The organism is Mucilaginibacter sp. RCC_168 (genome assembly GCF_041355315.1).
Taxonomy (GTDB): domain Bacteria; phylum Bacteroidota; class Bacteroidia; order Sphingobacteriales; family Sphingobacteriaceae; genus Mucilaginibacter.
Genome location: NZ_JBFUPN010000004.1, coordinates 26,463 through 50,506, shown reverse-complemented (window position 1 = coordinate 50,506; position 24,044 = coordinate 26,463). Strand labels below are relative to the sequence as shown.

Annotated in this window: 24 protein-coding genes and 1 riboswitch; of the genes, 13 read left to right on the top strand and 11 right to left on the bottom strand. The window is 44.3% G+C overall.

Annotated elements, in window-relative coordinates; translation table 11 throughout:
• Positions 1-166 precede the first annotated feature (166 nt).
• From AB6735_RS04390 to AB6735_RS04375, 4 genes are all read left to right on the top strand, one after another.
• On the top strand, positions 167-844 hold the full coding sequence (locus tag AB6735_RS04390) for a hypothetical protein (protein ID WP_370994627.1): 678 nt from the start codon (positions 167-169) through the stop codon (positions 842-844).
• Between the two features lie 133 nt (positions 845-977).
• Entirely contained in the window at positions 978-1,562 is a 585-nt protein-coding gene (locus AB6735_RS04385; RefSeq protein ID WP_370994626.1) for a Crp/Fnr family transcriptional regulator, read from the top strand.
• A gap of 117 nt (positions 1,563-1,679) precedes the next feature.
• Positions 1,680-2,648 (top strand): zinc-binding alcohol dehydrogenase family protein, encoded by a 969-nt coding sequence (locus tag AB6735_RS04380; RefSeq protein WP_370994625.1) that lies wholly within the window; start codon positions 1,680-1,682, stop codon positions 2,646-2,648.
• Positions 2,649-2,728: 80 nt separating this feature from the next.
• Positions 2,729-3,148: a DUF1003 domain-containing protein gene (locus AB6735_RS04375; protein WP_370994624.1), complete on the top strand. Its 420-nt coding sequence runs from the start codon at positions 2,729-2,731 to the stop codon at positions 3,146-3,148.
• 21 nt (positions 3,149-3,169) lie between these two features.
• On the opposite strand, the gene AB6735_RS04370 is transcribed toward AB6735_RS04375, so the two are convergent.
• The gene (locus AB6735_RS04370) at positions 3,170-4,216 is read right to left on the bottom strand and encodes a YncE family protein (RefSeq protein WP_370994623.1); all 1,047 of its coding nucleotides are present in this window, start codon (positions 4,214-4,216) and stop codon (positions 3,170-3,172) included.
• A 176-nt stretch (positions 4,217-4,392) separates the two neighbouring features.
• Positions 4,393-4,803: a cupin domain-containing protein gene (locus AB6735_RS04365; RefSeq protein ID WP_370994622.1), complete on the bottom strand. Its 411-nt coding sequence runs from the start codon at positions 4,801-4,803 to the stop codon at positions 4,393-4,395.
• Between the two features lie 238 nt (positions 4,804-5,041).
• Between AB6735_RS04365 and AB6735_RS04360 the strand changes: the two genes are divergently transcribed.
• The 3 genes from AB6735_RS04360 to AB6735_RS04350 all read left to right on the top strand — a co-directional run bounded on the left by AB6735_RS04360 (position 5,042) and on the right by AB6735_RS04350 (position 8,070).
• A complete protein-coding gene (locus AB6735_RS04360; protein WP_370994621.1) occupies positions 5,042-6,226 on the top strand; it encodes an MFS transporter in 1,185 nt (394 codons plus the stop codon).
• 40 nt (positions 6,227-6,266) lie between these two features.
• Positions 6,267-6,620, top strand: a complete 354-nt coding sequence (locus tag AB6735_RS04355; protein WP_370994620.1) for a nuclear transport factor 2 family protein — start codon at positions 6,267-6,269, stop codon at positions 6,618-6,620.
• Positions 6,621-6,750: 130 nt separating this feature from the next.
• The gene (locus tag AB6735_RS04350) at positions 6,751-8,070 is read left to right on the top strand and encodes an IPT/TIG domain-containing protein (protein WP_370994619.1); all 1,320 of its coding nucleotides are present in this window, start codon (positions 6,751-6,753) and stop codon (positions 8,068-8,070) included.
• A 42-nt stretch (positions 8,071-8,112) separates the two neighbouring features.
• Here the strand turns inward: AB6735_RS04350 and AB6735_RS04345 are convergent, their stop codons facing one another.
• From AB6735_RS04345 to katG, 5 genes are all read right to left on the bottom strand, one after another.
• Entirely contained in the window at positions 8,113-8,928 is an 816-nt protein-coding gene (locus AB6735_RS04345; RefSeq protein ID WP_370994618.1) for a DUF6597 domain-containing transcriptional factor, read from the bottom strand.
• A gap of 581 nt (positions 8,929-9,509) precedes the next feature.
• The gene (locus tag AB6735_RS04340; RefSeq protein ID WP_370994617.1) at positions 9,510-10,550 is read right to left on the bottom strand and encodes an NAD(P)-dependent alcohol dehydrogenase; all 1,041 of its coding nucleotides are present in this window, start codon (positions 10,548-10,550) and stop codon (positions 9,510-9,512) included.
• Positions 10,551-10,638: 88 nt separating this feature from the next.
• Positions 10,639-11,526: a helix-turn-helix domain-containing protein gene (locus AB6735_RS04335; RefSeq protein ID WP_370994616.1), complete on the bottom strand. Its 888-nt coding sequence runs from the start codon at positions 11,524-11,526 to the stop codon at positions 10,639-10,641.
• Between the two features lie 237 nt (positions 11,527-11,763).
• The gene (locus AB6735_RS04330; protein WP_370994615.1) at positions 11,764-12,105 is read right to left on the bottom strand and encodes a YciI family protein; all 342 of its coding nucleotides are present in this window, start codon (positions 12,103-12,105) and stop codon (positions 11,764-11,766) included.
• A gap of 496 nt (positions 12,106-12,601) precedes the next feature.
• On the bottom strand, positions 12,602-14,860 hold the full coding sequence (gene katG / locus AB6735_RS04325) for a catalase/peroxidase HPI (RefSeq protein ID WP_370994614.1): 2,259 nt from the start codon (positions 14,858-14,860) through the stop codon (positions 12,602-12,604).
• A gap of 152 nt (positions 14,861-15,012) precedes the next feature.
• On the opposite strand from katG, the gene AB6735_RS04320 reads away from it, so the two are divergent.
• On the top strand, positions 15,013-15,183 hold the full coding sequence (locus tag AB6735_RS04320) for a hypothetical protein (protein ID WP_370994613.1): 171 nt from the start codon (positions 15,013-15,015) through the stop codon (positions 15,181-15,183).
• 8 nt (positions 15,184-15,191) lie between these two features.
• Here the strand turns inward: AB6735_RS04320 and AB6735_RS04315 are convergent, their stop codons facing one another.
• Positions 15,192-15,554 carry a winged helix-turn-helix transcriptional regulator gene (locus AB6735_RS04315; protein WP_370994612.1) on the bottom strand — a complete coding sequence of 121 codons (363 nt, stop codon included), beginning with the start codon at positions 15,552-15,554 and terminating at the stop codon, positions 15,192-15,194.
• A 147-nt stretch (positions 15,555-15,701) separates the two neighbouring features.
• Here AB6735_RS04315 and AB6735_RS04310 point away from each other — a divergent pair, with 147 nt between their 5' ends.
• The gene (locus AB6735_RS04310) at positions 15,702-16,343 is read left to right on the top strand and encodes a DUF2306 domain-containing protein (RefSeq protein WP_370994611.1); all 642 of its coding nucleotides are present in this window, start codon (positions 15,702-15,704) and stop codon (positions 16,341-16,343) included.
• Positions 16,344-16,450: 107 nt separating this feature from the next.
• On the opposite strand, the gene AB6735_RS04305 is transcribed toward AB6735_RS04310, so the two are convergent.
• Positions 16,451-16,735 carry a 2Fe-2S iron-sulfur cluster-binding protein gene (locus tag AB6735_RS04305; RefSeq protein ID WP_370994610.1) on the bottom strand — a complete coding sequence of 95 codons (285 nt, stop codon included), beginning with the start codon at positions 16,733-16,735 and terminating at the stop codon, positions 16,451-16,453.
• A 67-nt stretch (positions 16,736-16,802) separates the two neighbouring features.
• On the opposite strand from AB6735_RS04305, the gene AB6735_RS04300 reads away from it, so the two are divergent.
• The 4 genes from AB6735_RS04300 (at position 16,803) to AB6735_RS04285 (ending at position 22,282) form a co-directional block, all read left to right on the top strand.
• Complete coding sequence (locus AB6735_RS04300) at positions 16,803-17,858, top strand: hypothetical protein (RefSeq protein WP_370994609.1); 1,056 nt, start codon at positions 16,803-16,805, stop codon at positions 17,856-17,858.
• A 98-nt stretch (positions 17,859-17,956) separates the two neighbouring features.
• A riboswitch (cobalamin riboswitch) is annotated at positions 17,957-18,160 on the top strand.
• A gap of 165 nt (positions 18,161-18,325) precedes the next feature.
• Positions 18,326-20,632 (top strand): 5-methyltetrahydropteroyltriglutamate--homocysteine S-methyltransferase, encoded by a 2,307-nt coding sequence (metE, locus tag AB6735_RS04295; RefSeq protein ID WP_370994813.1) that lies wholly within the window; start codon positions 18,326-18,328, stop codon positions 20,630-20,632.
• A gap of 57 nt (positions 20,633-20,689) precedes the next feature.
• On the top strand, positions 20,690-21,694 hold the full coding sequence (locus AB6735_RS04290; RefSeq protein ID WP_370994608.1) for a beta-ketoacyl-ACP synthase III: 1,005 nt from the start codon (positions 20,690-20,692) through the stop codon (positions 21,692-21,694).
• A gap of 204 nt (positions 21,695-21,898) precedes the next feature.
• On the top strand, positions 21,899-22,282 hold the full coding sequence (locus tag AB6735_RS04285) for an acyl-CoA thioesterase (protein ID WP_370994607.1): 384 nt from the start codon (positions 21,899-21,901) through the stop codon (positions 22,280-22,282).
• Between the two features lie 86 nt (positions 22,283-22,368).
• On the opposite strand, the gene AB6735_RS04280 is transcribed toward AB6735_RS04285, so the two are convergent.
• Positions 22,369-22,995, bottom strand: coding sequence for a porin family protein (locus AB6735_RS04280; protein ID WP_370994606.1), 627 nt, complete (start codon positions 22,993-22,995; stop codon positions 22,369-22,371).
• A gap of 125 nt (positions 22,996-23,120) precedes the next feature.
• Positions 23,121-24,017 carry a YitT family protein gene (locus AB6735_RS04275; protein ID WP_370994605.1) on the bottom strand — a complete coding sequence of 299 codons (897 nt, stop codon included), beginning with the start codon at positions 24,015-24,017 and terminating at the stop codon, positions 23,121-23,123.
• Positions 24,018-24,044: the final 27 nt, after the last annotated feature.

The following is a 24,044-nucleotide window of genomic DNA, read 5'->3' as shown; positions in this document are numbered from 1 at the left end:
GGACGCTTGCGGCAGCGGAGAGAGAAGTTATTCATCATTTTCTACCATCCTCATCACTTAAAAGCCGGTACAAATAAATACCAAAATGTAGGTATAGATACATAGTTGGAAGCTATATACTTTTGAACTCCCCTGGAAGTACATTAATATCATAACTCATTTACCTATGAAAAATTTATTAGTTCTGTTGTGTTTACTATCTGCTATGATGATAGTTTCCTGTTCAAAAAGTGATAAAGTAAACCCAAGCCCACAAGATATTTTAAATAAGAAAATCTCTGACATCCTGCCTCAGCAATACATTGATACCCTGGCAAAATTGGGCCTGACGGTAAATCAGGGTACAACGCCGCCCAATGTGGAGGGCGCTTTTAGTATCGCGCCATTAATATTGAAAAACAGTAATATCAAAACCGATTATCCTGGTAAAAGCTTTCATGATGCCAGCGTAAAATTCTTTGAACAAAGCACCAAGGACTTTGGGATAAAATTAGTCGGAAAGTTTTTCCTTAATGCTGCGGATACCAGTATCACTACAGCTATCTCCGGTAGCGGCAATAATTTCACCGTTTATGGAAAGGTAAAGTCTGTTTCTGCTGATAAAAGTAAATTTGCTTATTTCGGGATACTACTGTCCGGAACAAAAGATGGTACAGATTTAAAAAACGTTACTTACGGCATCATCAATATCGACAACAAAAACGGAACTGGCGTATTCATCAACGAAGGGCAGGGCAGGGTTGCTTATGATAAGGACCTGGTTTCGGGACCCATAAACTTTGATGCTGTTTCGTCGTTTAAAAATGGAGAAAGGGTGTTTCTGGCAGCGCCATCCAAACCGTAGTTGTTTACCCTGCTACAACAAGTGTCCTGCATTATAATCACAGGACACTTGCGTTGGCGCAGTCTTTTTATTGAAGTTTATTTATAGATTTAGCTTCCGTTTTTACCTTAACGGGTTCTATCGAAGAATAAGCATGCAGTCATTAAATCAACTTTTTACTCATTTTGAAAATTATCTTCCGCTTGATGAGGTAGAAAAAAAGGAATTGAGCCATCGTGCAGTGGAACGAAACATTAAGCGCCGGCAATTTATTTTGCAGGAAGGGGATGTTTGCAAGTATTTCACCTTTGTAATTTCCGGCTGTTTTAAGATGTATGGGGTTGATAAAAACGGAACCGATCATATTATTCAGTTTGCATCAGAAAATGAGTGGATCGCGGAGATAGGCAGCTTTTATTCCAATAAACCCAGTCGGCTTTATATTGAGGCTATGGAGCCTTCGGTGATTTTGCAGATAGAAAGATTGAATTTGTTTCATCTGTACAGCAACTTCCCCAAGTTCGACCGTAACTTCCGGGTGATCATGGAGAATAAGGTGATTGATCTGGAGAACAGGATATTGCAAAACATCAGTTCCACAGCAGAAGAAAGATATCAAAGCTTTTTAGAACAATACCCTCAGCTTGCAAACCGGATCCCCAATACACAAATTGCCTCCTATCTGGGTATAACGCCCGAATTTTTAAGTAAGATCCGTAATAATATCGCCAAAAAGTAACCAACCCTTAATCTACATTAAGGGTATTTCTTAAACTTGTTTGTAGGTGACTTCTTTCTTATTGCCTCATTTTTGCACTGTTATTAAACTAATAAGCAGTTGAAAATAATCAGCACCATGAAAGCAGCAGTAACCCCCAAAGCGGGTAACCCCGACGTAATTGAAATACAGGAGAAACCAAAACCCGAAGTGAAACCAGGCTGGATCCTGATCAGGATAAAAGCGTTTGGCATTAACCGGTCGGAGATATTTACAAGACAGGGACATTCGCCAAATGTAAAGTTCCCCAGGATACAGGGCATCGAATGTGTAGGTGAAGTGGAAGAAGATGCTTCCGGAACCTATAAAAAAGGACAGAAAGTAGCCGCGTTGATGGGCGGTATGGGTCGTGATTTTGACGGAGGCTATGCCGAATATGCCGCGGTTCCTTTGGAAATTACTTTTCCTTTTGAAAGCGATCTGCCCTGGAATGTATTGGGGGCTATACCTGAGATGTTCCAGACGGTATCCGGATCGCTTACCCAGGCTTTGGAAGTTCAAAAAGGCGAAACACTATTAATTCGTGGCGGAACGTCATCTATCGGGATGCTGGCCTGCCAGTTAGCCAAACACTATGGATTAACAGTGATTGCCACCACCCGAAACCCTGATAAAGAACAGCATCTGAAAGCAAATGGCGCCGACTATGTTTTAATTGACAACGGTGGGATTAACGGCAAACTAAAAAGCTTGTTTCCGCAGGGTGTTGATAAGGTGCTCGAGCTCATTGGTACCGTAACACTCAAAGATTCACTGAAATGTATCCGGGAAAAAGGTACGGTTTGTATGACCGGGATATTAGGTAACGAGTGGACGATGAAGGAGTTTACACCAATGGCGGATATTCCTTCTTTGGGCAGGTTAACGATTTATGGTGGCGATGCGGGCAATTTAAATCAGGATCTGCTGCAGGATTTTATCAATACAGTGGCCAAAGGCGATATCAATTTAAACATTGATAAAGTATTTAAACTGGATGAGATCGTAGCGGCACATACTTATATGGAAAGTAACCAGGCTAAGGGGAAAATAGTAGTAGAAATATAAGCACTTGCGTGAGCTATAAGGCAAGGAGCCCCAGCCAATTAATTTTTTATATTTATCATTCAAAGCTTAACCCCTTAAAAATGGCAAACGGTAAAAAAAATTGGTATCAAAGGCATACAGAATCGCTTGCCTTCGGGCAACGCCTGGCTGATTCTGTGGCAAGTGGCATGGGTTCATGGCGATTTATCATCATTCAAACCATTATTGTGGCCGTGTGGATGTTGCTAAACGTTGTGGCTCTTGTCGGTCATTGGGATCCATATCCTTATATTTTATTAAACCTGTTATTTTCTACCCAGGCAGCCTATGCCGCGCCGATCATTATGATGGCCCAAAACCGTCAGAATGAACGCGACCGCGTCCAGGCCAATGAAGATTTCCGTACCAATGTAGAAGCCAAAAAGGAAATTGAGGAATTACAGCTGCGCCTGAATGCCATAGAAGCAGATAAGCTCGACAAAATTCTTGCTTTGCTCGAAAAATTGGATAAAAATAGTTGAGTAATTGGCGCAAGTACGAACTTATGGCCTAACCGCCCAGGCCAGGCCATCGGCCCCGCGTATATCAATATGTCCGGTTACAGTTAACGTTTTGAGATCAATTACTGCCACATAGTTATCGCCGGTGCAGCCAATAAAGGCCCGTGATCCGTCGTCGTCTATCAGGATGCCAGCGGCGCCATGACCGGTATTGATGCGCTTTAACTCTTTATGCGATGCGGCATCATAAACGAACACATCGCCGGTTCTGAGACTGCTTACCAGCACCCGCTTGCCATCGGGCGTAAACTGGAGCCGGTTGGCCCCTACAGCCTTCGCGTCGATTGTGCGGGTTAACTTTTTGGTAGTCAAGTCGATGATGGAAATAGCTCCGTCGGCGGCACCAGCGGTCCACAATTCACGACCATCGGGCGATACATCAAAACCCTCAGAGCCTTTGGCCACCGGGATAACGGTTTGTACCCATTCATGATACGCCGGGGCTGTAGCGTTGTCCTCCAAAATGCTCACCGTTGCCGCGTTAACGTTGGTGGTATAAACCTTTTTTCCATCGCGGTTTACATAGATCATATGCGTTCTGTCCTGACCGGTTCCCATGGCCCAATCGAATTTGGCGCTCACCGGATCGTAGCTTCCAACCGCTTTAGAGCCCTCTGCCGAGAACCATACTTTACCATTGGCAAAAGCTAAGCCATGCGGCCCCATGAGCGGCCTGGTATCCAGGGAGGGCAGGGGCTTTTGCGTCATCAGATCTATCACACTGAGCTCATGAAGGCTCCCGCCACCGTAGATGGAAACATAAGCTGTTTTTCCATCCGCCGAAGCGATAACCTCATGCGGATCAGATCCCACCGGGATGCGTGCGAGCACTTTGAGGTTAACCGGATCAATAATGGCCAGAATATGATCACTTTTGGAAAGTGCCAACAGGGAACGAGCCGGGGTAGATTGCGCGGCACATCCTGTCGCAGCAAAAACTAAAGGCAGGCATAAAAAGCTTACCATAAATAATTTGATCAGGCTGAATTTTACGGTTTTAAAGATCGGGTTGTGCGCTGCTTTTTTCATGGGCTTACAGATTGAAGAAACAGATGATCATTCGTTTATTTATATGTAGACCAATTTAGGCAATATTATGTTTTAAGTTTGAGAGATTCTCACGTTAAACTCATTCATAAATACGAAATTCCAGCTCCTGTAAATTAGAAACTTACAGGAGCGGGAGAGATTAAAAAAGCATGTTCTTAGTTAACCGGCTCCACAAGCGGTTTCCCTTTTTCAACCACGTAGGTAGCCAATTCTTTCGCGTTACCGGTGCCCACGTTTTTGGCTGAATGGACTGTACCGGCAGGGATAAACAATACATCGCCGGCTTTAAGGGTTACGGATGGTTTATCAGCTACCTGGTATTCCAGTAAACCTTCCAGTACATAAATGATCTCTTCGCCGGGGTGTTTGTGTTTAACGGCCAGGGCTCCCGGTTCAAAGTCGATGCGTGCCTGTACGGTCTCGTGTCCCGGAATGCTGAGATCATGACGCTGCAAATCGTTACGCTTAACGCCTTGCTGCTGTGCCGAGGCGGAGGTTGAGATAGTTAATAAAGCCAGTGCAACTATAATAATGATACCGGCAAAGATGTCTTTTTTCGTTTCCATGATTTGAGTTTTTGTTTATTGATACAAAGGTGTGCTTAGTAGGGTCTCCATTTAACCATTAAATAGGGCAAATGGACAATGAGAAAGCCGGATTAGTCATTCTCCGGTTTGAACGGGCTTGTAGTAACTAAGTTGCTTTTTTAAAATAATTGCAAAATATTGCACATTAAATGCAATTATTTGCTTTTAATTGCATAATATTGCAGTGTTAAATCAATCACCTTTAAAAATTTGAATGATGAGCAATCTTAGAAAAGCCAGAATAGCTAATTCGTTAATGTTTTTAGTTTGCGGTTTAGGTGTAGCCAGCTGGGCGCCGCTGGTACCATTAGCTAAAACCAGACTCGGGCTGGATAATGGTAGCCTGGGGCTTTTACTCTTGTTTTTTGGCGTAGGCGCCATGATCACCATGCCGCTTACTGGCAAACTGGTTACCCTCTTCGGGAGTAAACGGGTTATCGTGGTTTCGGGCACTTTGATCGCGGCCATATTGCCTTTGTTGTTGATCCTGGATCATACCTATCAAATGAGTATATGCCTGCTCATCTTCGGGGCATCAACCGGGGGTATTAACGTGGCCATGAACACGCAAGCCATCAAAGTGCAGCAATCATACGGAAAACATATCATGTCGTCATTTCATGGTTTATATAGTATAGGTGGTTTGGTTGGCTCGCTGGGTTTTGGCTTACTGCTTAAAGCGGGCCTGGATGCCATGACCACCATCATCTTTATATCTATTTTGCTGGTGCTCATTACTTATTCACAGTTCTCCAGCTTAATGAGTGATGATCCGGCAAAAACACCGGAGAAAGCCCGCAAAGGTTTTACGCTGCCATCGGCCGCTTTACTGATCCTGGGTGCTATCTGCTTTATATCGGCCCTGGCCGAAGGAGCTATGCTCGATTGGAGCGCCGTTTTTTTGACCGCAAACCGGCATTTAAGTATCGAATTTGCGGGCGTAGGTTATGCCATGTTCTCGGTAGCCATGGCCATTATGCGTTTAACAGGCGACAGTGTTATCGCCGCCGTAGGGCGATTGAAGGTGGTGATATGGGGCAGCATCATCGCTTCGGCGGGATTGATCATCGCTGTTTGTTTTCCGTATGTGAGTTTGGCCCTGGTGGGTTTCCTGATGGTAGGCCTGGGTTGTGCCAACATCATCCCCATTCTATTTTCAACGGCAGGTAATATGCCTGGGCTTTCACCGGCTTATGCATTGCCGGTGGTTACTTCTATGGCTTATGCGGGTATACTGGCCGGCCCGGCACTCATCGGTTTTATAGCACAACTGCTTACCCTGCCGGTGGCATTGGGTATCATAGGGGTATGTATTTTATTTGCCGGCTTGATCTTTAAAATAAACGACGGCAGGATTAAGACCAACCAGTCGCCAAAGGAGGTTGAGGAAAGTATTCTTTGAATAACTAAAACCGTATATTTATATATCATAAATAAACCAAATGGATACGCAAGCCATAGCGCTGGATTGGATAGATGCCTGGAATAAACGGGACATTGACCGGATCATGACGCACTACACCAATGATATTGTATTTTATTCACTCACCGTTACCAAACGCTGGGGCATTGCTGATGGAAAGATTAGCGGGAAAGAAAATCTAAGAGCACATTTTTTAAAAGGCCTGGAACTGGCCCCAAACCTGTATTTTGAGCTTATTGACGTATTGAGCGGAACGGATGGCATCACCATTATTTACAAACGGGAAACAGGAGCTATGGTAGCCGATGTAGCCGTTTTGGACAGCTATGGTAAAGCTACACTGGTAAAAGCTTATTATGGGCAGGCGAAGTAATATAGAGGTTCAAAAAAACAGATTATTGCCAGACTTCTCGCACATGCTTTCTGCAGAAAATCAATAGGTATAAAATCAGAAAATATTATATAACTTTAGTTAATCAATTTTCAGATAAACCTTATCGTTAATGAAAACTTTTCCTAAAAGATTTTCGGCTGTTGTTGCAGCTTTGGCTTTAATGCTTTGTGTTATAGTCGCTTGTTCAAAAAAAGATAACAACTCCAAACCAACACCTTCCGATACCCCAAAGGTAACCATCACTTCATTGAGTGTAAATACAGGTATTTACAATACTACAGTAATTATAATGGGTACCGGGTTTAGTACTACAGCGGCGAACGATCAGGTGTTTTTTAATGGGAAATTGGCTGTTATCAATTCGGCCACGGCTACACAATTAACGGTTGCTGTTCCATTGGCTGCCGGTACCGGAAGTGTGAGCTTAAAAGTGAATAACGGAACTGAAATAAAAGGTCCGGTATTTACCTACCAGGCTTCGTGGATTGTTAGCACCGTTGCCGGTAGTACTGTAAAAGGGTTTAAAGATGGTATAGGCGCGGCCGCCAGTTTTAATGCGCCAACCGGTATAGCTGTGGATGCAAGCGGGACTTTGTTTGTAGCCGACGAGTTTAATCAGGCTATTAGAAAAATTACCCCGGATGGAAAAGTAACTACTATTGCCGGTACCGGAATAAGTGGCTCTGCTGATGGAAAAGGAAATGTTGCCAGTTTTTTTAATCCTGGCAGCGTAGCGGTTGATAATACTGGTAACCTGTATATTGGCGATTATGGGAACAACATCGTCCGTAAAATTGACCCTGCAAATAACGTAACTACATTGGCTGGTATTGTTAGAACTAACGGATTTATTAATGGGCCGGTTGCCAAGGCGACCTTTGATGGGGTAAGTGATGTTGCTGTTGATGACAAAGGGAATATATATGTTGCTGATTTGGCTAACTATGCGGTGAGAAAAATAACGCCAGGTGGTATTGTAAGTACATTTTCAATAATAGCTACCACGCCAAATGTTCATTTTGTAACCGCGCTGGACTTTGATAAGAATTATAATTTATATGTTACCATCATCCAATCAGATTACGAGATCAAGATGATCACTCCATCAGCAGTGGTGAGTACCATTGCCGGAAACGGAGTTTCTTCGCATGTGAACGGATTGGGGAGTAAAGCGAGTTTTATATTACCTCGCGAAATAGCGGTTGACTTAAATGATAGCAAATATGTTATAGATGCCAACATGATCAGGAAAATTGACCCTACTGGCGTTGTTACTGACTTTGCCGGTAATGAAGCTCCCGGTGCAAGTGACGGTCCGGCCGCAATAGCAAATTTTAATATTCCAACAGCAATTGTTACAGATAAAGACGGGAATATTTATGTGGCAGATAGCGGAAATAACATGATCCGTAAAATCTCGTTTCAATAAAGATTGGTTTGCATGAGACGCGCGCAAAAAATAGCAGCATTTTTACACTACTTTCTCATAAAAATTCTCCACCTGCCGCATGGATTGCTTTTGGTATTGCAGGGGCGAACAGCCGGCAAATTCTTTAAATGAGCGTATAAAGTGCGATTGATCGGCATAGTCGTTCTCATAAGCCAGGTCGGTAAGGCGGTTATGCTGGCCAAGGCGGATCTGGTTGAGCACAGCCTGGAACCGGGAGATCCGGGAATACAATTTAGGTGAGATACCTACATATTGCTTAAACCTGCGTTCAAAACTCCGTTCCGAAAGCTGCAAATAATCCTGCAACTCTTTGAGGGAGATATTTCCTTTTGATTGTACAATACGTGTTATGGCAAATTGCATGGCCTCATCTTCATACCGGGTATTTCTTTGCAGCTTAAAAAACAGATAGGCGCACAATACTTCTATACGATCGGCCAGCGAATCAGTCTCCAGTAGCTGCTCCGATAGTAAAACGCCGTCAGAGCGGGCTATCAGGTCAAGGCAGGTACAATCGTCGGTGAGTTCATTGGCATCAAACCCGAATATGGCTTTGAGCGCGTTGGGAAAAAAACAAACGCCAATGGTACTGAAAACGGTGCCAAACTGAATGTCGGCGTGGCGGGTTGATTGCCCGTAGATGAAAATATGGGGCAGCTTTTTATCAAACTGGTACATAGGTCCTTTATCCGGCGACTGAAAGATCAGGCCCGGACAGCCTTCGGCCATGGTTCTGAAGGAACGTGTAAACACAGCGGAATCATCGCTTTCCAGTGTCCAGAAAAAGCGGATGTGATTTTTTAGATAGTCAGGCGGTGATAACTGACGGTAGTTCATTATGGTTTCAAGCAGGTGATATGCAAATATAAATATATTCTTTATCAGATATTTATGCGAAAATTTTCTTTTTGTGGGAGATGATAGCACAGAGTCGCTTTACCTTGCGAATACCCGCTCTTGGCCGCGGGGGGCCAGTTACTTTGTAGCCACAAAGTAACCAAAGGGCTTGTCACCAGAAATGCTTCGTTGCCGCACAAGGCCTTTACCCTGCAAACCGGACAGAACCACGGGCTGCAATTATTTGCCCTGCTTCGCACCCTCAATTCCGCCTCTTCTGCAAAACTTGCTATGCCCTTCCCTGCCGCACCACCCATCATCGTTCTGCCCGCTTTCACCCGAAGCTTATCTGCTGACGGAGAAGAAGAACGTATTGTTTAATCACTAATTCACTAAATCAGTAATTCACTAATTAAAAAAGCGCCCCTGGAAAACCAGAAAGGCGCTTTTTGTTTTAGTTTAGTTAATAGTTAATCAATTACGGTGTTACCCTATGTTTTAATCAATGAATCAATAATTAAAATGTTTACCTGCCGACGTTGAAAGAAATTCAATAATTCACTAAATCAATAATTCACTAATTACAAGGTTGCCATATCAATCACAAAGCGGTAACGTACGTCGCCTTTCAGCATGCGCTCGTATGACGCGGTGATGTCTTTGATATCGATCAGTTCAATGTCAGAAACGATATTATGTTCGGCGCAGAAATCAAGCATTTCCTGAGTTTCGGGGATACCGCCGATACCGGAACCTGCCATGCTTTTACGACCAGCCAGTAATGAGAATGGGTGAATGGAGTAAGGTTGCGATGGTACACCTACGCCAATCAATGTGCCGTTTGTTCTTAATAACGACAGGTACAGGTTCATATCATGCTCTGCCGAAACGGTATCCAGGATAAAATCAAAAGATCCTTTTACTGCTTTTAATTGCTCAGGATTAGAAGTAACCACAAAATGGTGTGCGCCCAACGCTTTAGCTTCTGCTTCTTTTGATGGTGATGTGCTCAGTACGGTTACTTCGGCACCAAAAGCCGCGCCAAATTTAACGCCCATGTGGCCCAGGCCCCCTAAACCTAAAACGGCTAATTTATGACCTTTGCCCACTTTCCAGTGGCGTAATGGCGAGTAAGTAGTAATACCGGCGCAAAGCAGGGGCGCAGTTGCTGCCAGCGGTAATTTATCAGAAATGTGCAGTACAAATTCTTCCCGAACCACAATGGTGTTGGAGTAACCGCCATAGGTAGGTATGCCGCTGCGGTCTTTGTTGTTATAGGTTTGGGTATTGCCTTCTAAACAATATTGTTCCAAGCCGTCTTTACAATTTTCGCAAACCTGGCAGGAGTCAACCATACAGCCAACACCGGCAAGATCATCTACTTTGAATTTTTTAACGTGATCGCCTACTTTAACCACTTTGCCCACAATTTCGTGGCCCGGCACCATCGGGAATATCCCCGGAAACCAATCGTTTTTGATCTGGTGCAGATCGGAGTGACATACACCGCAATATTGTATTTCTATCTGTACATCATGCGGCCCTACTTCACGGCGTTCAAAATCCCATGGCGCCAGGTCAGTTTCCGGCGTTTGAGCGGCATACGCTTTTGCTTGTATCATAATATGTTGCTTTTATGTTTTCGTTAAACAAAGTTAAAACGGAAGCCCTGAACGCTTGTTAAAGGTTTCAAAGTAATAATTATACTTTTCAAAGAGTTTTGCGCAAAGCCATAGGCGTGAGTCCGGTATGTTTTTTAAAAAAATTATTAAAATAAGATGCGTAATCAAATCCCAGGCTGCGCGCGATGTCGGCAACGCTCCAGTCGGTATGCGTTAATAATGATTTGGCCTCGTTCAAAATCCTGTCGTTAATATGCGCGGTGGTCGACCGGCCGGTTATTTCCCGTACTGCTGCATTTAAATGGTTTACATGTACAGATAGCTTATCGGCATAGTCCCCTGCTTTTTTTAACGCCAGCATATACCTGGGCGACTCCACCGGGAATTGTTTTTCGAGCAAACCCAAAAACAGGTTGGCTATGCGCGACGCGGCGTTTTGTGGTGTAAAATAGGCTATGGCCGGCTGCATTTTAATCGCTTCGTGAATAATGAGGTTGAGGTGATTGCGCAGCAGCTCATACCGGTAAGTATACTCACTGTCAAATTCCTGCAGCATGCGTTGAAAGATACTTTGGAGGTACTGTACCTGGGTTTCATCAAGGAAATATACCGGGTCGCCACCGGGTTTAAACAGGGTTGATTCTTCCAGGCTTTCTGTGCGATTGCCGGTTTGTAAAAACTCATCCGTAAAAAGACAGAAATATCCGGTACTGTGTGCATGGTCGCAGTCCCAGGCATAAGGTACCAGCGGATTGGTAAACACCAGGACGGGTTTATCGATGACGATAGCTCTGTTGGCATAGTTCAATTGACTGCTGCCGCCCAGCCACAGGGTAATCTTGTAAAAATCGCGACGGTTATAGGCGCTCAGATCGCAGCTGGATTGGCAAATTTCTGCAACCCTAAACTGAACAGCTTCGCTGGTGATGGTGTCGTGATTATAAAAATTGTTTTGGGTTAACTCAGACGTTGGCATATCCAAAGTTAAACATTTCAAAGAAAAGAAACGGGGCAACGCTCAATAGCGGGTAATGCCCCATGAAAGGCCATGTCGACTCACCCCGACATCGCTGCGCTCGTCACCCCTCTCTCCGCTTCGCGCATAGAGGGGGTTTTAATTCTTTTTTTCTTTACCCTCTTTGCGGCAAAGCCGCAGAGAGGGTGGTCCAGCGAAGCGCAGATCGGTGAGTCGGCTCTGTGGCATGACTTTACGTTACGATTGATTTTGCAATTCCCGTACTTCGGCATAGCCGCCAAACTCATAAATAGGGCAGGAGGCGGCTATCTGCGTAGCCTCATCTATATTGTCTGCTTTGAGCAGCAGGTAGCCGCCTATTATTTCGGTACCCACCCGGTGAATATCTGTTACAATGCTGCCATTTTCTTTAATGATGCGGCCTTCCAGGGTTAACCCGCTGCCGCCGGCCAGTTTGCCCGCCGCACCCCATTGTTTGAACCAGGCAGCCCAGTTTTCCTGGTGTTGTTTAATGGCTTCGGCCGGATGTTCATCAACACGGCCATCCGGTTCCCTGAACAATACGATGTAATTTTTCATGATAGCTTATAATTTTACAATTATAAAATGAAACATGTATAAATACAACGAATAGCGGTAGTAATGATCGACAATAATGACATTAAACAGACTGGCAAATGACATTTAGCTGACTTTTTATCCCATCGGGTTAAAAGATTATTTTTCAAAACACTTGCATCTATTGTATTATACCCGTTACATTTATGAAAATTATAAACCCAAATGCCGAAACACATCCTGATCGTTTATCTTCTGGTTACCTGTAGTGTGGCAGGTATCCTGTTCACGTCCTTTATTAAAAGCAGATATTTTAAAAAGGGCTAATTTAAAACCTGCCCATGTATATGCGTAAATAGCATGTACATGGGCACAAAAGTTTATTCTCTGATTCTTACTGTTGCTCTTTCTGCTGTATCTTATACCTACAGACCTCTATTTACAACAAAGGGCACCGCCCACAACTTTATTCAGTTGTAAGCAATGCCCATAAAGCCATCTCTAAGAAGTGATCAGGTTAAAACCTGTCTAAATTCATTACTTTATCCCAGGCGGCTACAAAGTCATTTATAAATTTATCCTGAGCGTCGGAGCTGGCATATAACTCGGCAACGGCTCTCAGTTCTGAGTTGGAGCCAAATACCAGGTCGGCACGGGTGGCAGTCCATTTTACTTCGCCGGTGGCGCGGTTGCTGCCTTCATAAATTTCCTTATCTGCAGATGCAGCCTTCCATACGGTGCCCATATCCAGCAGGTTTACAAAGAAATCATTGGTAAGCTGCCCTGCACGTGAGGTAAAAACGCCATGTTTAGAGCCATCAAAGTTAATATTCAATACACGCAAGCCACCTAATAATACGGTTAACTCGGGTGCGGTAAGCGTAAGCAGGTGCGCTTTATCTATCAGTAATTCTTCGGTTGATACCGGGGCTTTGGTTTTACGATAATTGCGGAAACCATCGGCAGCAGGCTCCAGGTAACCGAACGATTCTACATCGGTTTGTTCCTGCGAAGCATCCATACGGCCCGGTTTAAAAGGAACGGTGATGGTATGACCACCATCTTTAGCTGCTTTTTCAATCCCCGCATTACCGGCCAGTACGATTAAGTCGGCCAGCGAAACTTTTTTACCGCCCGCGTTAAATTCCTTTTGAATACCTTCCAGCACGCCTAATACATTTTGCAATTGCGCCGGGTTGTTCACCTGCCAGTATTTTTGCGGAGCCAGGCGGATGCGGGCACCGTTGGCGCCACCGCGCTTATCAGAACCACGGAAAGTAGAGGCTGAAGCCCATGCGGTAGAAACCAGTTCGGAGATATTTAAGCCCGATGCCAATATCTGTGCTTTCAAGACGGTAACATCACTATCAGTTACCAATGGGTGATCAACCGCTGGGATAGGATCCTGCCAAAGCAGTTCTTCCTGTGGTACATCCGGACCCAGGTAACGTTCGCGGGGACCCATATCACGATGTGTTAACTTGTACCATGCACGCGCGAAAGCATCGGCAAATTGATCCGGATTTTCCAGAAAACGCCTTGATATTTTTTCGTAAGCGGGATCAAACCTTAAGGCAAGATCGGTAGTCAACATGGCGGGTTTGTGCTTTTTGGTGCTATCATAAGCATCAGGAATAATATCTTCTGCGTCTTTAGCTATCCATTGGTGCGCGCCGGCTGGGCTTTTTGTTAGTTGCCATTCAAAGCCAAACAGGTTCTCAAAAAAGTCATTGCTCCATTTGGTTGGCGTTTTGGTCCATATTACTTCCAGTCCGCTGGTAATGGTGTCGGCGCCTTTACCAGAGCCATAGCTATTGCTCCAGCCAAAGCCCTGCTGTTCGATGCCTGCGGCTTCCGGCTCTTTGCCTACATTGTCGGCAGAGGCGGCACCATGGGTTTTGCCAAAGCTGTGGCCACCGGCTATCAGTGCAACCGTTTCCTCATCATTCATGGCCATGCGACCAAAGGTATCGCGGATGTCTTTGGCGGCAGCAACGGGGTCGGGATTACCATCGGGACCTTCCGGATTTACATAGATCAATCCCATCTGTACGGCTGCAAGCGGCTTTTCGAGGTTGCGGGAGTGGACATTGCCATCGGCATCCTCGTCTGTCACCAATACGCCATGCCCTTCCTGTACGCCAGGAGAACCATGTGCATAGCGCAGATCGCCACCCAGCCAGGTAGTTTCGGCACCCCAGTATACTGATTCATCAGCCTCCCAGGCGTCTTCACGGCCACCGGCAAAGCCAAAAGTTTTAAAACCCATTGATTCCAGCGCTATATTGCCAGTCAGGATCAACAGATCGGCCCATGAAATTTTGCGGCCATATTTTTGTTTGATAGGCCAAAGCAACCTGCGGGCTTTATCCAGGCTCACATTATCGGGCCAGCTGTTCAATGGTGCAAAACGCTGCAGACCAGCGCCCGCGCCTCCGCGCCCGTCGCCTACGCGATAGGTTCCGGCACTGTGCCATGCCATACGGATAAACAAACCACCGTAATGACCAAAATCTGCCGGCCACCAATCCTGAGAGTCGGTCATCAGGGCATGAAGGTCTTTTTTCACTGCTTCCAGGTCGAGGCTTTTAAAGGCTTCGGCATAATTAAAGTCTTCACCCATGGGGTTTGATAACGAAGAGTGCTGACGGAGGATATTCAGTTTTAACTGATTGGGCCACCAATTATGGTTCCTGGTGCCGCCGCCACCAACATTATTCTTCATGCTGCCATTATGAAAGGGGCATTTACTGATGTCATTTGATTCGTTTTCCATTTTTATAAGTTTATGGTATCGGATTTAATTTCAAGAGGTATTCCTGACGATGATAAAATTAGGATATTGAAGTCAACAATCACAATCGATTAATTCTATAATCAATAGGTAAAATCTATGAGGATAGTGCCTTGCTAAACACCTACTTACCTATGATCGTTCATAAGGTAATAACCAATTTCCAACCTTTTGAGAACCGTTCCCGGTATTATAACAAACGGGCATGTACTTGTTTCAGCGCGTTAACCATGTTTGCCGGTAATTTATTATTACGGCAGGCCATAAATTCGCCTGTTCGGGTTATGCGGATGCTGGTTTCTTAGTATAATCATTATTGCACCTCATCTAATTCCTGAAGCTTTTCTTTTACGAATGCTGAGTGTTCTGTTCCCCATTTATCAATTTGGGATAAAATGGGGAGTATACTTTTACCAAGATTGGTAAGCCGGTATTCGGTTTTCTTTGGATACACATCTTCGGAATATTTATCAACAACACCAAAGGACAGCAATTCTGCCAGCTGCATTTCAATAACCCTTAATGTGGCGTCGGGCATACTTCTGTAAATTTCCGCGGGTCGGGTAAAGCCGTTGTTAATGGCATCAAGAATACACATTTTCCACTTTCCACCAAATATTTTAAAACCAATGCGGAGCCCGCAATCCAGATCCTCCTCTATTTTTTTAGTGTACATCGTTTCTGCTTTTAATTTATAAAGTTAATTAATTCAGCAAGCGGATTAAAATTGATGGATACCGAATCTTTTATCGGTTATTGTCTGCCTGTTTCGTTTACCGGAATTTTGTAGAAAAACAGGAAGCGCAAGAATCGTAAACAAACAATGAGAACCATTATAAAAAAAACTACCAATTTCAGGCTAAGCCCGCGCGATATCATCCCGCTACTTGTATGGGTAACTATCATATTGCTAACGTGGTTGTTTATGCACGGCGCAGATCATTTTTTGCAATTAACACCAGAGGCACTGGGTAAATATTTTAAAATAAAATGGGTGTTGATAGCTCACATTACAGCCGGCGGCGGATCGCTTATACTGGGCTTTCTGCAGTTCTGGCCCAACTTGCGCACATATAGCTGGCAATTGCACCGGATAATTGGCACATTATATTTATTGGCGGTTTTGGTAAGCAGCATTTGTGCGGTGATTTTGGCTTTTACTACGGCGTATCAAATAAACTGGGCCTATGCTTTTTCTTTACAAGTATGGGTAAGCGTGTGGATCAGCGCAACCACGATCGCTTATTATGCCGCGATCATCAAGAAATTTAAGCTCCATCAAGAGTGGATGGTCAGAAGCTATATTGTAACCCTGGCCTTTGTTATCTCAGGTCTTACATTGAAACTACCCATGATCAAACAATTGGGCAGTTTTGAAGAAATTTCTCCTTCCCTGTTTTGGATGGGATGGGCCGTGCCGTTATATCTATACGAAATCATCAAAAGTTTTAAGCGGACGGCGTAAGAGTTATCCCGATGAGACACGAAGAAAGAAAGGCAGGCCAGGATGGCTTGCTTTTTTGTTTTCTTATACTCAGGACGACAAACTTCTTTATAGCTTAGATAAATTCTTTAAAACACACCTGCTATGGTAACAAGCGCGTTGGCCAGTTCATCATTAACGCTGACGGCGCAGGCCAATACGTTTTTAACGCCCTGATGATAGCCGTTGCTGATCTGTACCAGGCAGGTGCCACAGCTCCCCATGCCACAGCACAAACCAAAACCAGGGATGGCCAGCTGGTCAGAGATCAGCGTCATCAAGCTATAGTACTGGTTAGGGTAGGTCTGTACCTCGGTAATGTGACCCTGGTAGGCTACTTTGAATTGGATAGTGTTTTCGTTTGATGATGGCATTGTACAGATAAAGATCAGTCAATATAAAAAGTATTTTAACTATTTTAGTAGGTAATTGTCACGATAGATGAAACCTGAAAAATCAGCAAGCAAACGAATATCAATAGTAACTATTGTTTTTTTATTGGTGGCTTTGCTTGGTGCTGATCAGGTTATAGGCCAGCCTTATACCAACACCGTCTCTGTACGGCCTGTGGTGATGAAAATAGTTAATGACATCTCGAAAGTTGGAAGGTTTGAGGATAAGCTTATCGGCTATGCCGGTGAAAAATCAAAACAATGGAGCCGCTTTGAAAAATTAAACCAAATTGCTGAGAGTGTCGAACTCAGGGCGCTCACCCAGTATAATAATGTGGTGGTCAGATGTTACGCATTTCATGGTTTAGCATTAAGAAAAGATACAGCTGTTTTCCCGATCCTATTATCGCATTTACGGGATACCGCTCTGGTAGAAGGTATATCATTTGATTTGGGTTGGGCAGAAAAAGCGGGAGATTATTTTATTGATGTGGTCACTACTACAGAGGTCGACCTAAAAACGTATAAGTTGAATACGCTTCAAAAAGAAAAGTTAGATAGTATTTTACTGTATGATAAACAGGTGGTTTTACAAGCAAAGAACGAGTTGCTGGCTAATCTAAAACCTAAGGCAAAAAACTATGATCGTGTCGGGGAGATTGCTGTTACCGAGAATAATTCAATTGCCGTAGTGGCGTTAGCCAGGTATAAAAACCCGAATGATTTAAATATCATTAACGATTATTTAGAGAAAAAAGAAACGCAGCACGATGCGGTATATGCTGTACGGGAATTTCCAGACGCTAAATTTTATCCCCGGTTGGTTCAAATATTTGAACGGGAATGGGCGTTGAAAGCATATGATTATCCACTTTGGCGCATACTATATCAGGCACTGGCTAAATATCCAACACCTCAAACTTTAGCCTTATTTGAAAGAACAGCGCGAACTGATGATAAATTCAGGTATCAGACTTTGGGCGAATATTTAATTATTGCACTTACAAGATATCCAAACCCCATGTTTGACAAGGTGAAAAATAAGATCAAACTGGATAACTTTCGTCTGGAGGAAGTAAGTCAGGAGATGAATAGCGAAAAGTAGGTTTCCTTTGTCCGTACGATCTTATCCTATGGCAATTTCCTGTGCACTTTTACTATCATGTTGCATTAAAAACTATATTTGTTGTAATAAAGTTCTTTACTTTTTTTCAGCAGTGTGGTTTCCTGCCTTTACCGGGCAGGGATTAATAAGGAACCGTGTGCAAATCACGGGCTGTCGCGCAACTGTAAGTAACCATAAAAAATTGATGCCCTTTATCAGGTCCATTGACCGCCAGCCGGCGGTTGAGAAGGATGGCAGCAATGTTACAAGCCAGGATACTTGCCCCACTGTATAAAAGACAATGCTTTCGCGTTTTGAAGCAGTAGTCAAAGAAAAAGAATAGCACTGTGGGCAATCATCGCCTGTAGGCTGTGCTTTTGCCTTTTATTACCATTTCCCGAAAGCATACCGAAAACCGTAAGGAGCATTAATTCCATTTAATGTTTAACCAAAAAAGTTTTATGCGTATGCTCAAAAACAATCTCGGGTATCCTCGTGTAGGTGCCCTCCGTGAACTCAAAAAGGCCAGTGAAGTATACTGGGCCGGTCAATCCACCCGTGATGAGCTGTTTGCCGTTGCCCGTAAACTACGTATCAGTCATTGGCAAACCCAGGTTGATGCCGGTATCGACCTTATTCCCTGTAACGATTTTAGCTTTTATGACCAGGTATTGGATACTTCGCTCATGCTGGGTATTATCCCAGAGCGTTATACCCCGGTTTTAACCCAGAACAAGGCCAATACCGAGATCGACCTGTATTTTGCCATGGCCCGCGGTTATCAAAAAGATGGCCTGGATGTAACCGCCATGGAAATGACCAAATGGTTTGATACCAACTATCACTACATTGTACCCGAGTTTGTACAAAATCAACAGTTCAGGCTGTTTTCTGAAAAGGTATTTGATGAATTTACGCTTGCCAAACAACATACTGGCAGCACACCCAAGCCGGTGCTGATAGGTCCGGTAAGTTACCTGTTATTGGGTAAAGAGAAACAGGCGGGTTTTAACAAGATCGACCTGATCAAAAAACTGGTACCAGTTTATATCGAAGTATTGAAACGCCTGAAAGAATACGGCGCGGTTTGGGTACAGCTGGATGAGCCTTTCCTTGCCCTTGATTTGACTCAGCAGGAAAAAGAAGCTTTTGCGTATGCCTATGCCGAGATCAGCAAAAATACTCCCGGTATCAAAATATTGCTTACCACTTATTTTGAAAGCCTGAAGGATAATACTCAGCTGGCGGTAAACCTGCCGGTAAGTGCGTTGCACATCGACCTGGTGCGTGCGCCGCAGCAGCTGGACGAGGTACTTACCCTGCTTCCCGAAAAACTGAGCCTGTCATTAGGTGTGATTGATGGCCGCAATATCTGGAAAAACGATTACATCAAATCCATATCGCACATCAAAAAAGCCATTGCGGTATTGGGTAAGGACAGGGTGATGGTAGCGCCAAGCTGCTCCCTGCTGCATACCCCGTTTGACCTCGACCTGGAAACCACTATCAACACCGAGATCAAAAATTGGATGGCCTTTGCCAAACAGAAGCTGAACGAGGTGAACGAGTTGGCTCAGATCATCGAAGGTAATAACGATTTGCTGCAGGCCAATATTCAGGCTATCAGCAGTCGTAACCTGTCAAAACTGATCCATAAGCAGGAGGTTAAACAACGTACAGCCGCTATCACTGATGCCGACGCGCGCCGGGACAGTGAGTTCAGTGTTCGCCAAAAAATACAACAGCAGCGTTTTAAACTACCCCTGTACCCTACAACTACCATAGGCTCGTTTCCGCAAACTAACGATATCCGCACGCTGCGTGCACGCCTCAAAAAAGGCGAGCTAACCGAAGCCGAGTACGACGAGCAAATAGAAAAGGCCACCATAGAAGCCATTCGCTGGCAGGAAGAGATTGACCTTGATGTATTGGTTCACGGTGAATTTGAACGTAACGACATGGTAGAATACTTTGGCGAGCGTTTAGAGGGGTTCCTGTTCACCAAAAACGGCTGGGTACAAAGCTATGGAAGCCGCTGTGTTAAGCCGCCGGTTATTTATGGCGATGTTAGTCGCCCGGCAGATATGACGGTGCGTTGGAGCAGCTTTGCACAGGCCAATACCGAAAGGCTGATGAAGGGTATGCTTACCGGTCCGGTTACGATACTGCAATGGTCGTTTGTGCGTGATGATCAACCCCGTTCCGAAACCACTTACCAGATAGCCCTGGCTATCCGCGATGAAGTGGTAGCCCTGGAGCAAGCCGGCATTAAGGTGATCCAGATAGATGAGCCCGCCATACGCGAAGGTTTGCCGCTGCGCAAAAAAGATTGGGAAAACTACCTGAACTGGGCGGTACGGGCATTCCGTATATCGGCCAGCGGCGTAAGGGACGAAACACAGATCCATACCCACATGTGTTATAGCGAGTTTAATGACATTATTGGAAACATCGCCGATATGGACGCCGATGTGATCACTATAGAGACTTCACGCTCGCAAATGGAACTGCTTAACGCCTTTGCCGATTTTAAATATCCCAATGAAATTGGTCCCGGTGTTTATGATATTCATTCACCACGCGTACCCACGGTTGATGAGATGGCTGCGCTGCTCGAAAAAGCCTCGGCATTGTTACCAGCGGGCAATTTATGGGTTAACCCCGATTGTGGTTTAAAGACCCGTAAATGGCCCGAAACACAAACCGCGCTGGTGAATATGGTACAGGCTGCAAAACAACTTCGTCAGTTAGTTGTAGAAACAACAGTTTCCTGACGTCAAAAACAGGCAATTTCCGTATAATTGCCTGTTTTTTGAAGAATTTTAGTATTTATGAAGTTAAAGAGCAGCGCAGTTATAACGGGTATTGGTGGTTATGTTCCAGATAGTATCCTGAGTAATAGCGATTTAGAAAAAATGGTTGATACTAACAGCGAATGGATAGTATCAAGAACCGGGATAAAGGAACGCAGAATTTTAACCGATAAAACGCTCGCTACTTCTGATATGGCCACCTGGGCTATAAAAAATTTACTTGATAGTACTAAAGTTTCTCCAGAGGAAATTGATTGTGTGATCATCGCTACATCAACTCCCGATCATTTGCTGCTATCAACCGCAAGCATTGTTTGTGATAAGGTGGGCATGCCCAACGCCTGGGCAACGGATGTTAACGCGGCATGTAGTGGGTTTCTGTACGCTTATACCTTAGGATCCAGTTTGGTTGAAGGTGGTCGTTATAAAAAAGTGATCGTAGTGGGCGCCGACCAGAACAGCGCTATTATTAATTATAAGGACAGGAACACCTGTATACTTTTTGGTGATGGGGCAGGAGCGGTTTTAATTGAACCTGCTACAGATGGTACCGGCTTAATTGACAGTGTTTTTAAAACCGAGGGCAAAGGCCGGGAGCATTTACTGGTTCCGGGCGGGGGCTCAAAAGTTCCGGCAACGGCCGAAAGTGTTGCTGCCAACAAGCATTTTATACACCAGGATGGCCGGGTTGTTTTTAAAGCCGCCATTAACGGTATGACAGATACCTGTAAAGCTGTACTGGAACGTAACGATATGACCATTGATGATATCAACTGGCTGATACCTCACCAGGCCAATTACCGGATAATACATGCCGTTGGTGATCATTTAGGTTTACCTGCCGAGCGTGTAAAAGTAAATATCGAACGATACGGAAATACAACCGCTGCCACCATACCACTTTGTCTTTGGGATTTTAAAGACGATTTTAAACATAACGACAACATGATACTAACCGCCTTTGGGGCCGGTTTTTCATGGGGCGCCACCCTGCTGAAATGGGGTAAGCTGAGAACTGCGTAAAGCACATTTTCTCCTTTTAATTACTAAGCGCAATAACGTAAACATGTCATTGCGAGGAACGCAGTATAAGCCTCACCCCACCCTCTCCAAAGGAGAGGGCTTTAAAATGCTTTTTTTGAAGTCTCCCCCTTTGGGGGAGATTTAGAGGGGGCTTTTGCAATGACGCGTTTTTATGTGTGCAAAGTACTTCAACAACAAAAAATCATGACAACAGACGAAAGGATCAAAGCATCCGAAACACGCATATTTAAAGCTGTATTTCCAAATACAACCAATCATTACGATACGCTTTTTGGCGGTACTGCCATGCACATGATGGATGAGGTAGCTTTTATTACCGCGACTCGTTTTACCCGCAAACGAATGGTAACCGTATCATCAGACCGGATAGATTTTAGCCGACCCATACCTGCCGGTACTATCATTGAGCTGATCGGCACGGTTTCACATATCGGCAATACCAGTCTGAAGGTACAGGTAGAGATCTACATTGAAGAAATGTACTCTTTTGAACGCGAAAAGGCCATAACCGGTACATTTACCTTTGTAGCTATCGACGAGCATAAGCATAAGATAAGCGTTCTTTAAACACTGAGGCGTCATTGCTTCGTACCTCGCAATGACGCGTTCTATAAAATAAGAAGCCCCGGTATACCGGGGCTTCTTATTTTAGCCTACTTGAGTATAAAACTAAACCCTACGTTCAGGCTTCCGCGACTGTTTCTGATGGCTGAACCGGGGTTTTCTTTAAAAATATCGGTTAAACCAGCCTGATTGTCGTACTCGAATAATAGTTTAACATTATCTGATAACGGGATTTTGGTACCGATACCGGCTGCCAATCCAAAGTCAACGTTATGAAAAAAGTCTTTCACATCTACGCTTATATCTGTTGCTTTGGCTCCGGCCAGATACCCGGCGTAGGGGCCGAAATTCAGATACCAGTTACGTTTTTTACCAAAATGCCAGTTGGCCATTATGGGTAAGGTAATGTAGTTTAAACGAAAATCAGTAATGAATTTTTTGTTGTCGACATTAGAAAAAAAGCCACTGCCCCAGCCTTTTTGGTCAAAAATTAGTTTGGTTTTTAAGCTCCAGCGGCTGGAGAAATAAAAGTCGGTAGCTATGCCCGCGTTAAATGCCGAGCTAATACTGGAATTAACCAGGTCGGAGTTACTAACGCCAGAAGCGCTGTAGCCGATATGAACGCCAAATTCAACGTCGCCTTTTTTCTGTTGGGCAAAAGTAGTTGTTGTAAAAGCAGCAAGGATAATAATAATTGTAGTAAAGATTTTTTTCATGTTTGTGTATAAGGTTAAGCCGGCAAAATAAGCACATTTTTATGGTATACAGCGATCCACAAAAAAATATTTATGCCACCAATTTAACCTCAAACCAAATCCAAACAGCTTTAAGCTTCCAGATTTTAATGCAGTCCTTTTCGTTTAAGCAGACCGCCGGTAGTATCATCAATACTTTGCTGTACGATAAAGGCTTTGGGATCGATACCCAGGATGGTTTGTTTAAGCGATGGGATCTCGAGGCGGGTGGCCACGGTAAAAACAATATCACGGGGATCGTTGATATGCCCATCCTTGCCATAACCGCTTTTACCCTGGTAAATGGTAACACCACGACCAAGCGTTTCGGTAATGGCTTTGCGGATGGCTTCGCTATGGGTTGATATTACGGTAATACCTGAGTATTGCTCAATACCATTCAAAATAAAGTCGATCATTTTGGCGGCAGCCATGTAGGTGAGTATGGAGTACATGGCGGGTTCCACACCTAATAGAAATGCGGCCAGGCTAAATATGAGTACGTTGAGCAGCAAAATGAAATCGCTTACTTTAAGCAGTTGTGTTTTTTTACTCACCAGTACGGCAGCAATCTCGGTACCATCAAGCACCGCTCCGCCCCGCATAGCTAAACCACTGCCTGTACCTATAAACACACCACCAAATACGGCGGTAAGTAACTTATCATGCGTAACATCCGGGAATTGAACAGTAGCCAGGACTATAGCAAGCAAACCAATGGCCAGGGTGCTTTTGATAGCAAATTGTAACCCCAGTTTTTTATAACCCAGCCAAAGGAACGGTACATTGATAATAAAAATAAGGATAGAGATGGGCGCGTGAGTAATATCAGATATCAACATGGCTATACCGGTAGCTCCTCCATCAATAAAATGGCTCGATAATAAAAAGCCCTTTAACCCAAATCCGGCAGATAATATCCCAAGCCCTATAGTTATTGCATCCTTTACTGTCTTCATAGCGTCCATGCCCAAATATAGCCGTTTGAGGCTAAAAGGAGGCATATTTGTGTTGTTTGTTTGCTATTAAAA

Excerpts from the sequence above, each read along its gene's own strand:
- AB6735_RS04290 (WP_370994608.1), top strand. The coding sequence starts at position 20,690 with ATGAAGTTAAAGAGCAGCGCAGTTATAACGGGTATTGGTGGTTATGTT.
- AB6735_RS04335 (WP_370994616.1), bottom strand. The coding sequence starts at position 11,526 with ATGCCAACGTCTGAGTTAACCCAAAACAATTTTTATAATCACGACACC.
- AB6735_RS04360 (WP_370994621.1), top strand. The coding sequence starts at position 5,042 with ATGAGCAATCTTAGAAAAGCCAGAATAGCTAATTCGTTAATGTTTTTA.
- AB6735_RS04380 (WP_370994625.1), top strand. The coding sequence starts at position 1,680 with ATGAAAGCAGCAGTAACCCCCAAAGCGGGTAACCCCGACGTAATTGAA.
- AB6735_RS04345 (WP_370994618.1), bottom strand. The coding sequence starts at position 8,928 with ATGAACTACCGTCAGTTATCACCGCCTGACTATCTAAAAAATCACATC.
- katG (WP_370994614.1), bottom strand. The coding sequence starts at position 14,860 with ATGGAAAACGAATCAAATGACATCAGTAAATGCCCCTTTCATAATGGC.
- AB6735_RS04385 (WP_370994626.1), top strand. The coding sequence starts at position 978 with ATGCAGTCATTAAATCAACTTTTTACTCATTTTGAAAATTATCTTCCG.
- AB6735_RS04275 (WP_370994605.1), bottom strand. The coding sequence starts at position 24,017 with ATGCCTCCTTTTAGCCTCAAACGGCTATATTTGGGCATGGACGCTATG.
- AB6735_RS04390 (WP_370994627.1), top strand. The coding sequence starts at position 167 with ATGAAAAATTTATTAGTTCTGTTGTGTTTACTATCTGCTATGATGATA.
- AB6735_RS04340 (WP_370994617.1), bottom strand. The coding sequence starts at position 10,550 with ATGATACAAGCAAAAGCGTATGCCGCTCAAACGCCGGAAACTGACCTG.
- AB6735_RS04375 (WP_370994624.1), top strand. The coding sequence starts at position 2,729 with ATGGCAAACGGTAAAAAAAATTGGTATCAAAGGCATACAGAATCGCTT.
- AB6735_RS04280 (WP_370994606.1), bottom strand. The coding sequence starts at position 22,995 with ATGAAAAAAATCTTTACTACAATTATTATTATCCTTGCTGCTTTTACA.
- AB6735_RS04365 (WP_370994622.1), bottom strand. The coding sequence starts at position 4,803 with ATGGAAACGAAAAAAGACATCTTTGCCGGTATCATTATTATAGTTGCA.
- metE (WP_370994813.1), top strand. The coding sequence starts at position 18,326 with ATGCTCAAAAACAATCTCGGGTATCCTCGTGTAGGTGCCCTCCGTGAA.
- AB6735_RS04350 (WP_370994619.1), top strand. The coding sequence starts at position 6,751 with ATGAAAACTTTTCCTAAAAGATTTTCGGCTGTTGTTGCAGCTTTGGCT.
- AB6735_RS04370 (WP_370994623.1), bottom strand. The coding sequence starts at position 4,216 with ATGAAAAAAGCAGCGCACAACCCGATCTTTAAAACCGTAAAATTCAGC.
- AB6735_RS04355 (WP_370994620.1), top strand. The coding sequence starts at position 6,267 with ATGGATACGCAAGCCATAGCGCTGGATTGGATAGATGCCTGGAATAAA.
- AB6735_RS04330 (WP_370994615.1), bottom strand. The coding sequence starts at position 12,105 with ATGAAAAATTACATCGTATTGTTCAGGGAACCGGATGGCCGTGTTGAT.
- AB6735_RS04300 (WP_370994609.1), top strand. The coding sequence starts at position 16,803 with ATGAAACCTGAAAAATCAGCAAGCAAACGAATATCAATAGTAACTATT.
- AB6735_RS04320 (WP_370994613.1), top strand. The coding sequence starts at position 15,013 with ATGATCGTTCATAAGGTAATAACCAATTTCCAACCTTTTGAGAACCGT.
- AB6735_RS04285 (WP_370994607.1), top strand. The coding sequence starts at position 21,899 with ATGACAACAGACGAAAGGATCAAAGCATCCGAAACACGCATATTTAAA.
- AB6735_RS04310 (WP_370994611.1), top strand. The coding sequence starts at position 15,702 with ATGAGAACCATTATAAAAAAAACTACCAATTTCAGGCTAAGCCCGCGC.
- AB6735_RS04315 (WP_370994612.1), bottom strand. The coding sequence starts at position 15,554 with ATGTACACTAAAAAAATAGAGGAGGATCTGGATTGCGGGCTCCGCATT.
- AB6735_RS04305 (WP_370994610.1), bottom strand. The coding sequence starts at position 16,735 with ATGCCATCATCAAACGAAAACACTATCCAATTCAAAGTAGCCTACCAG.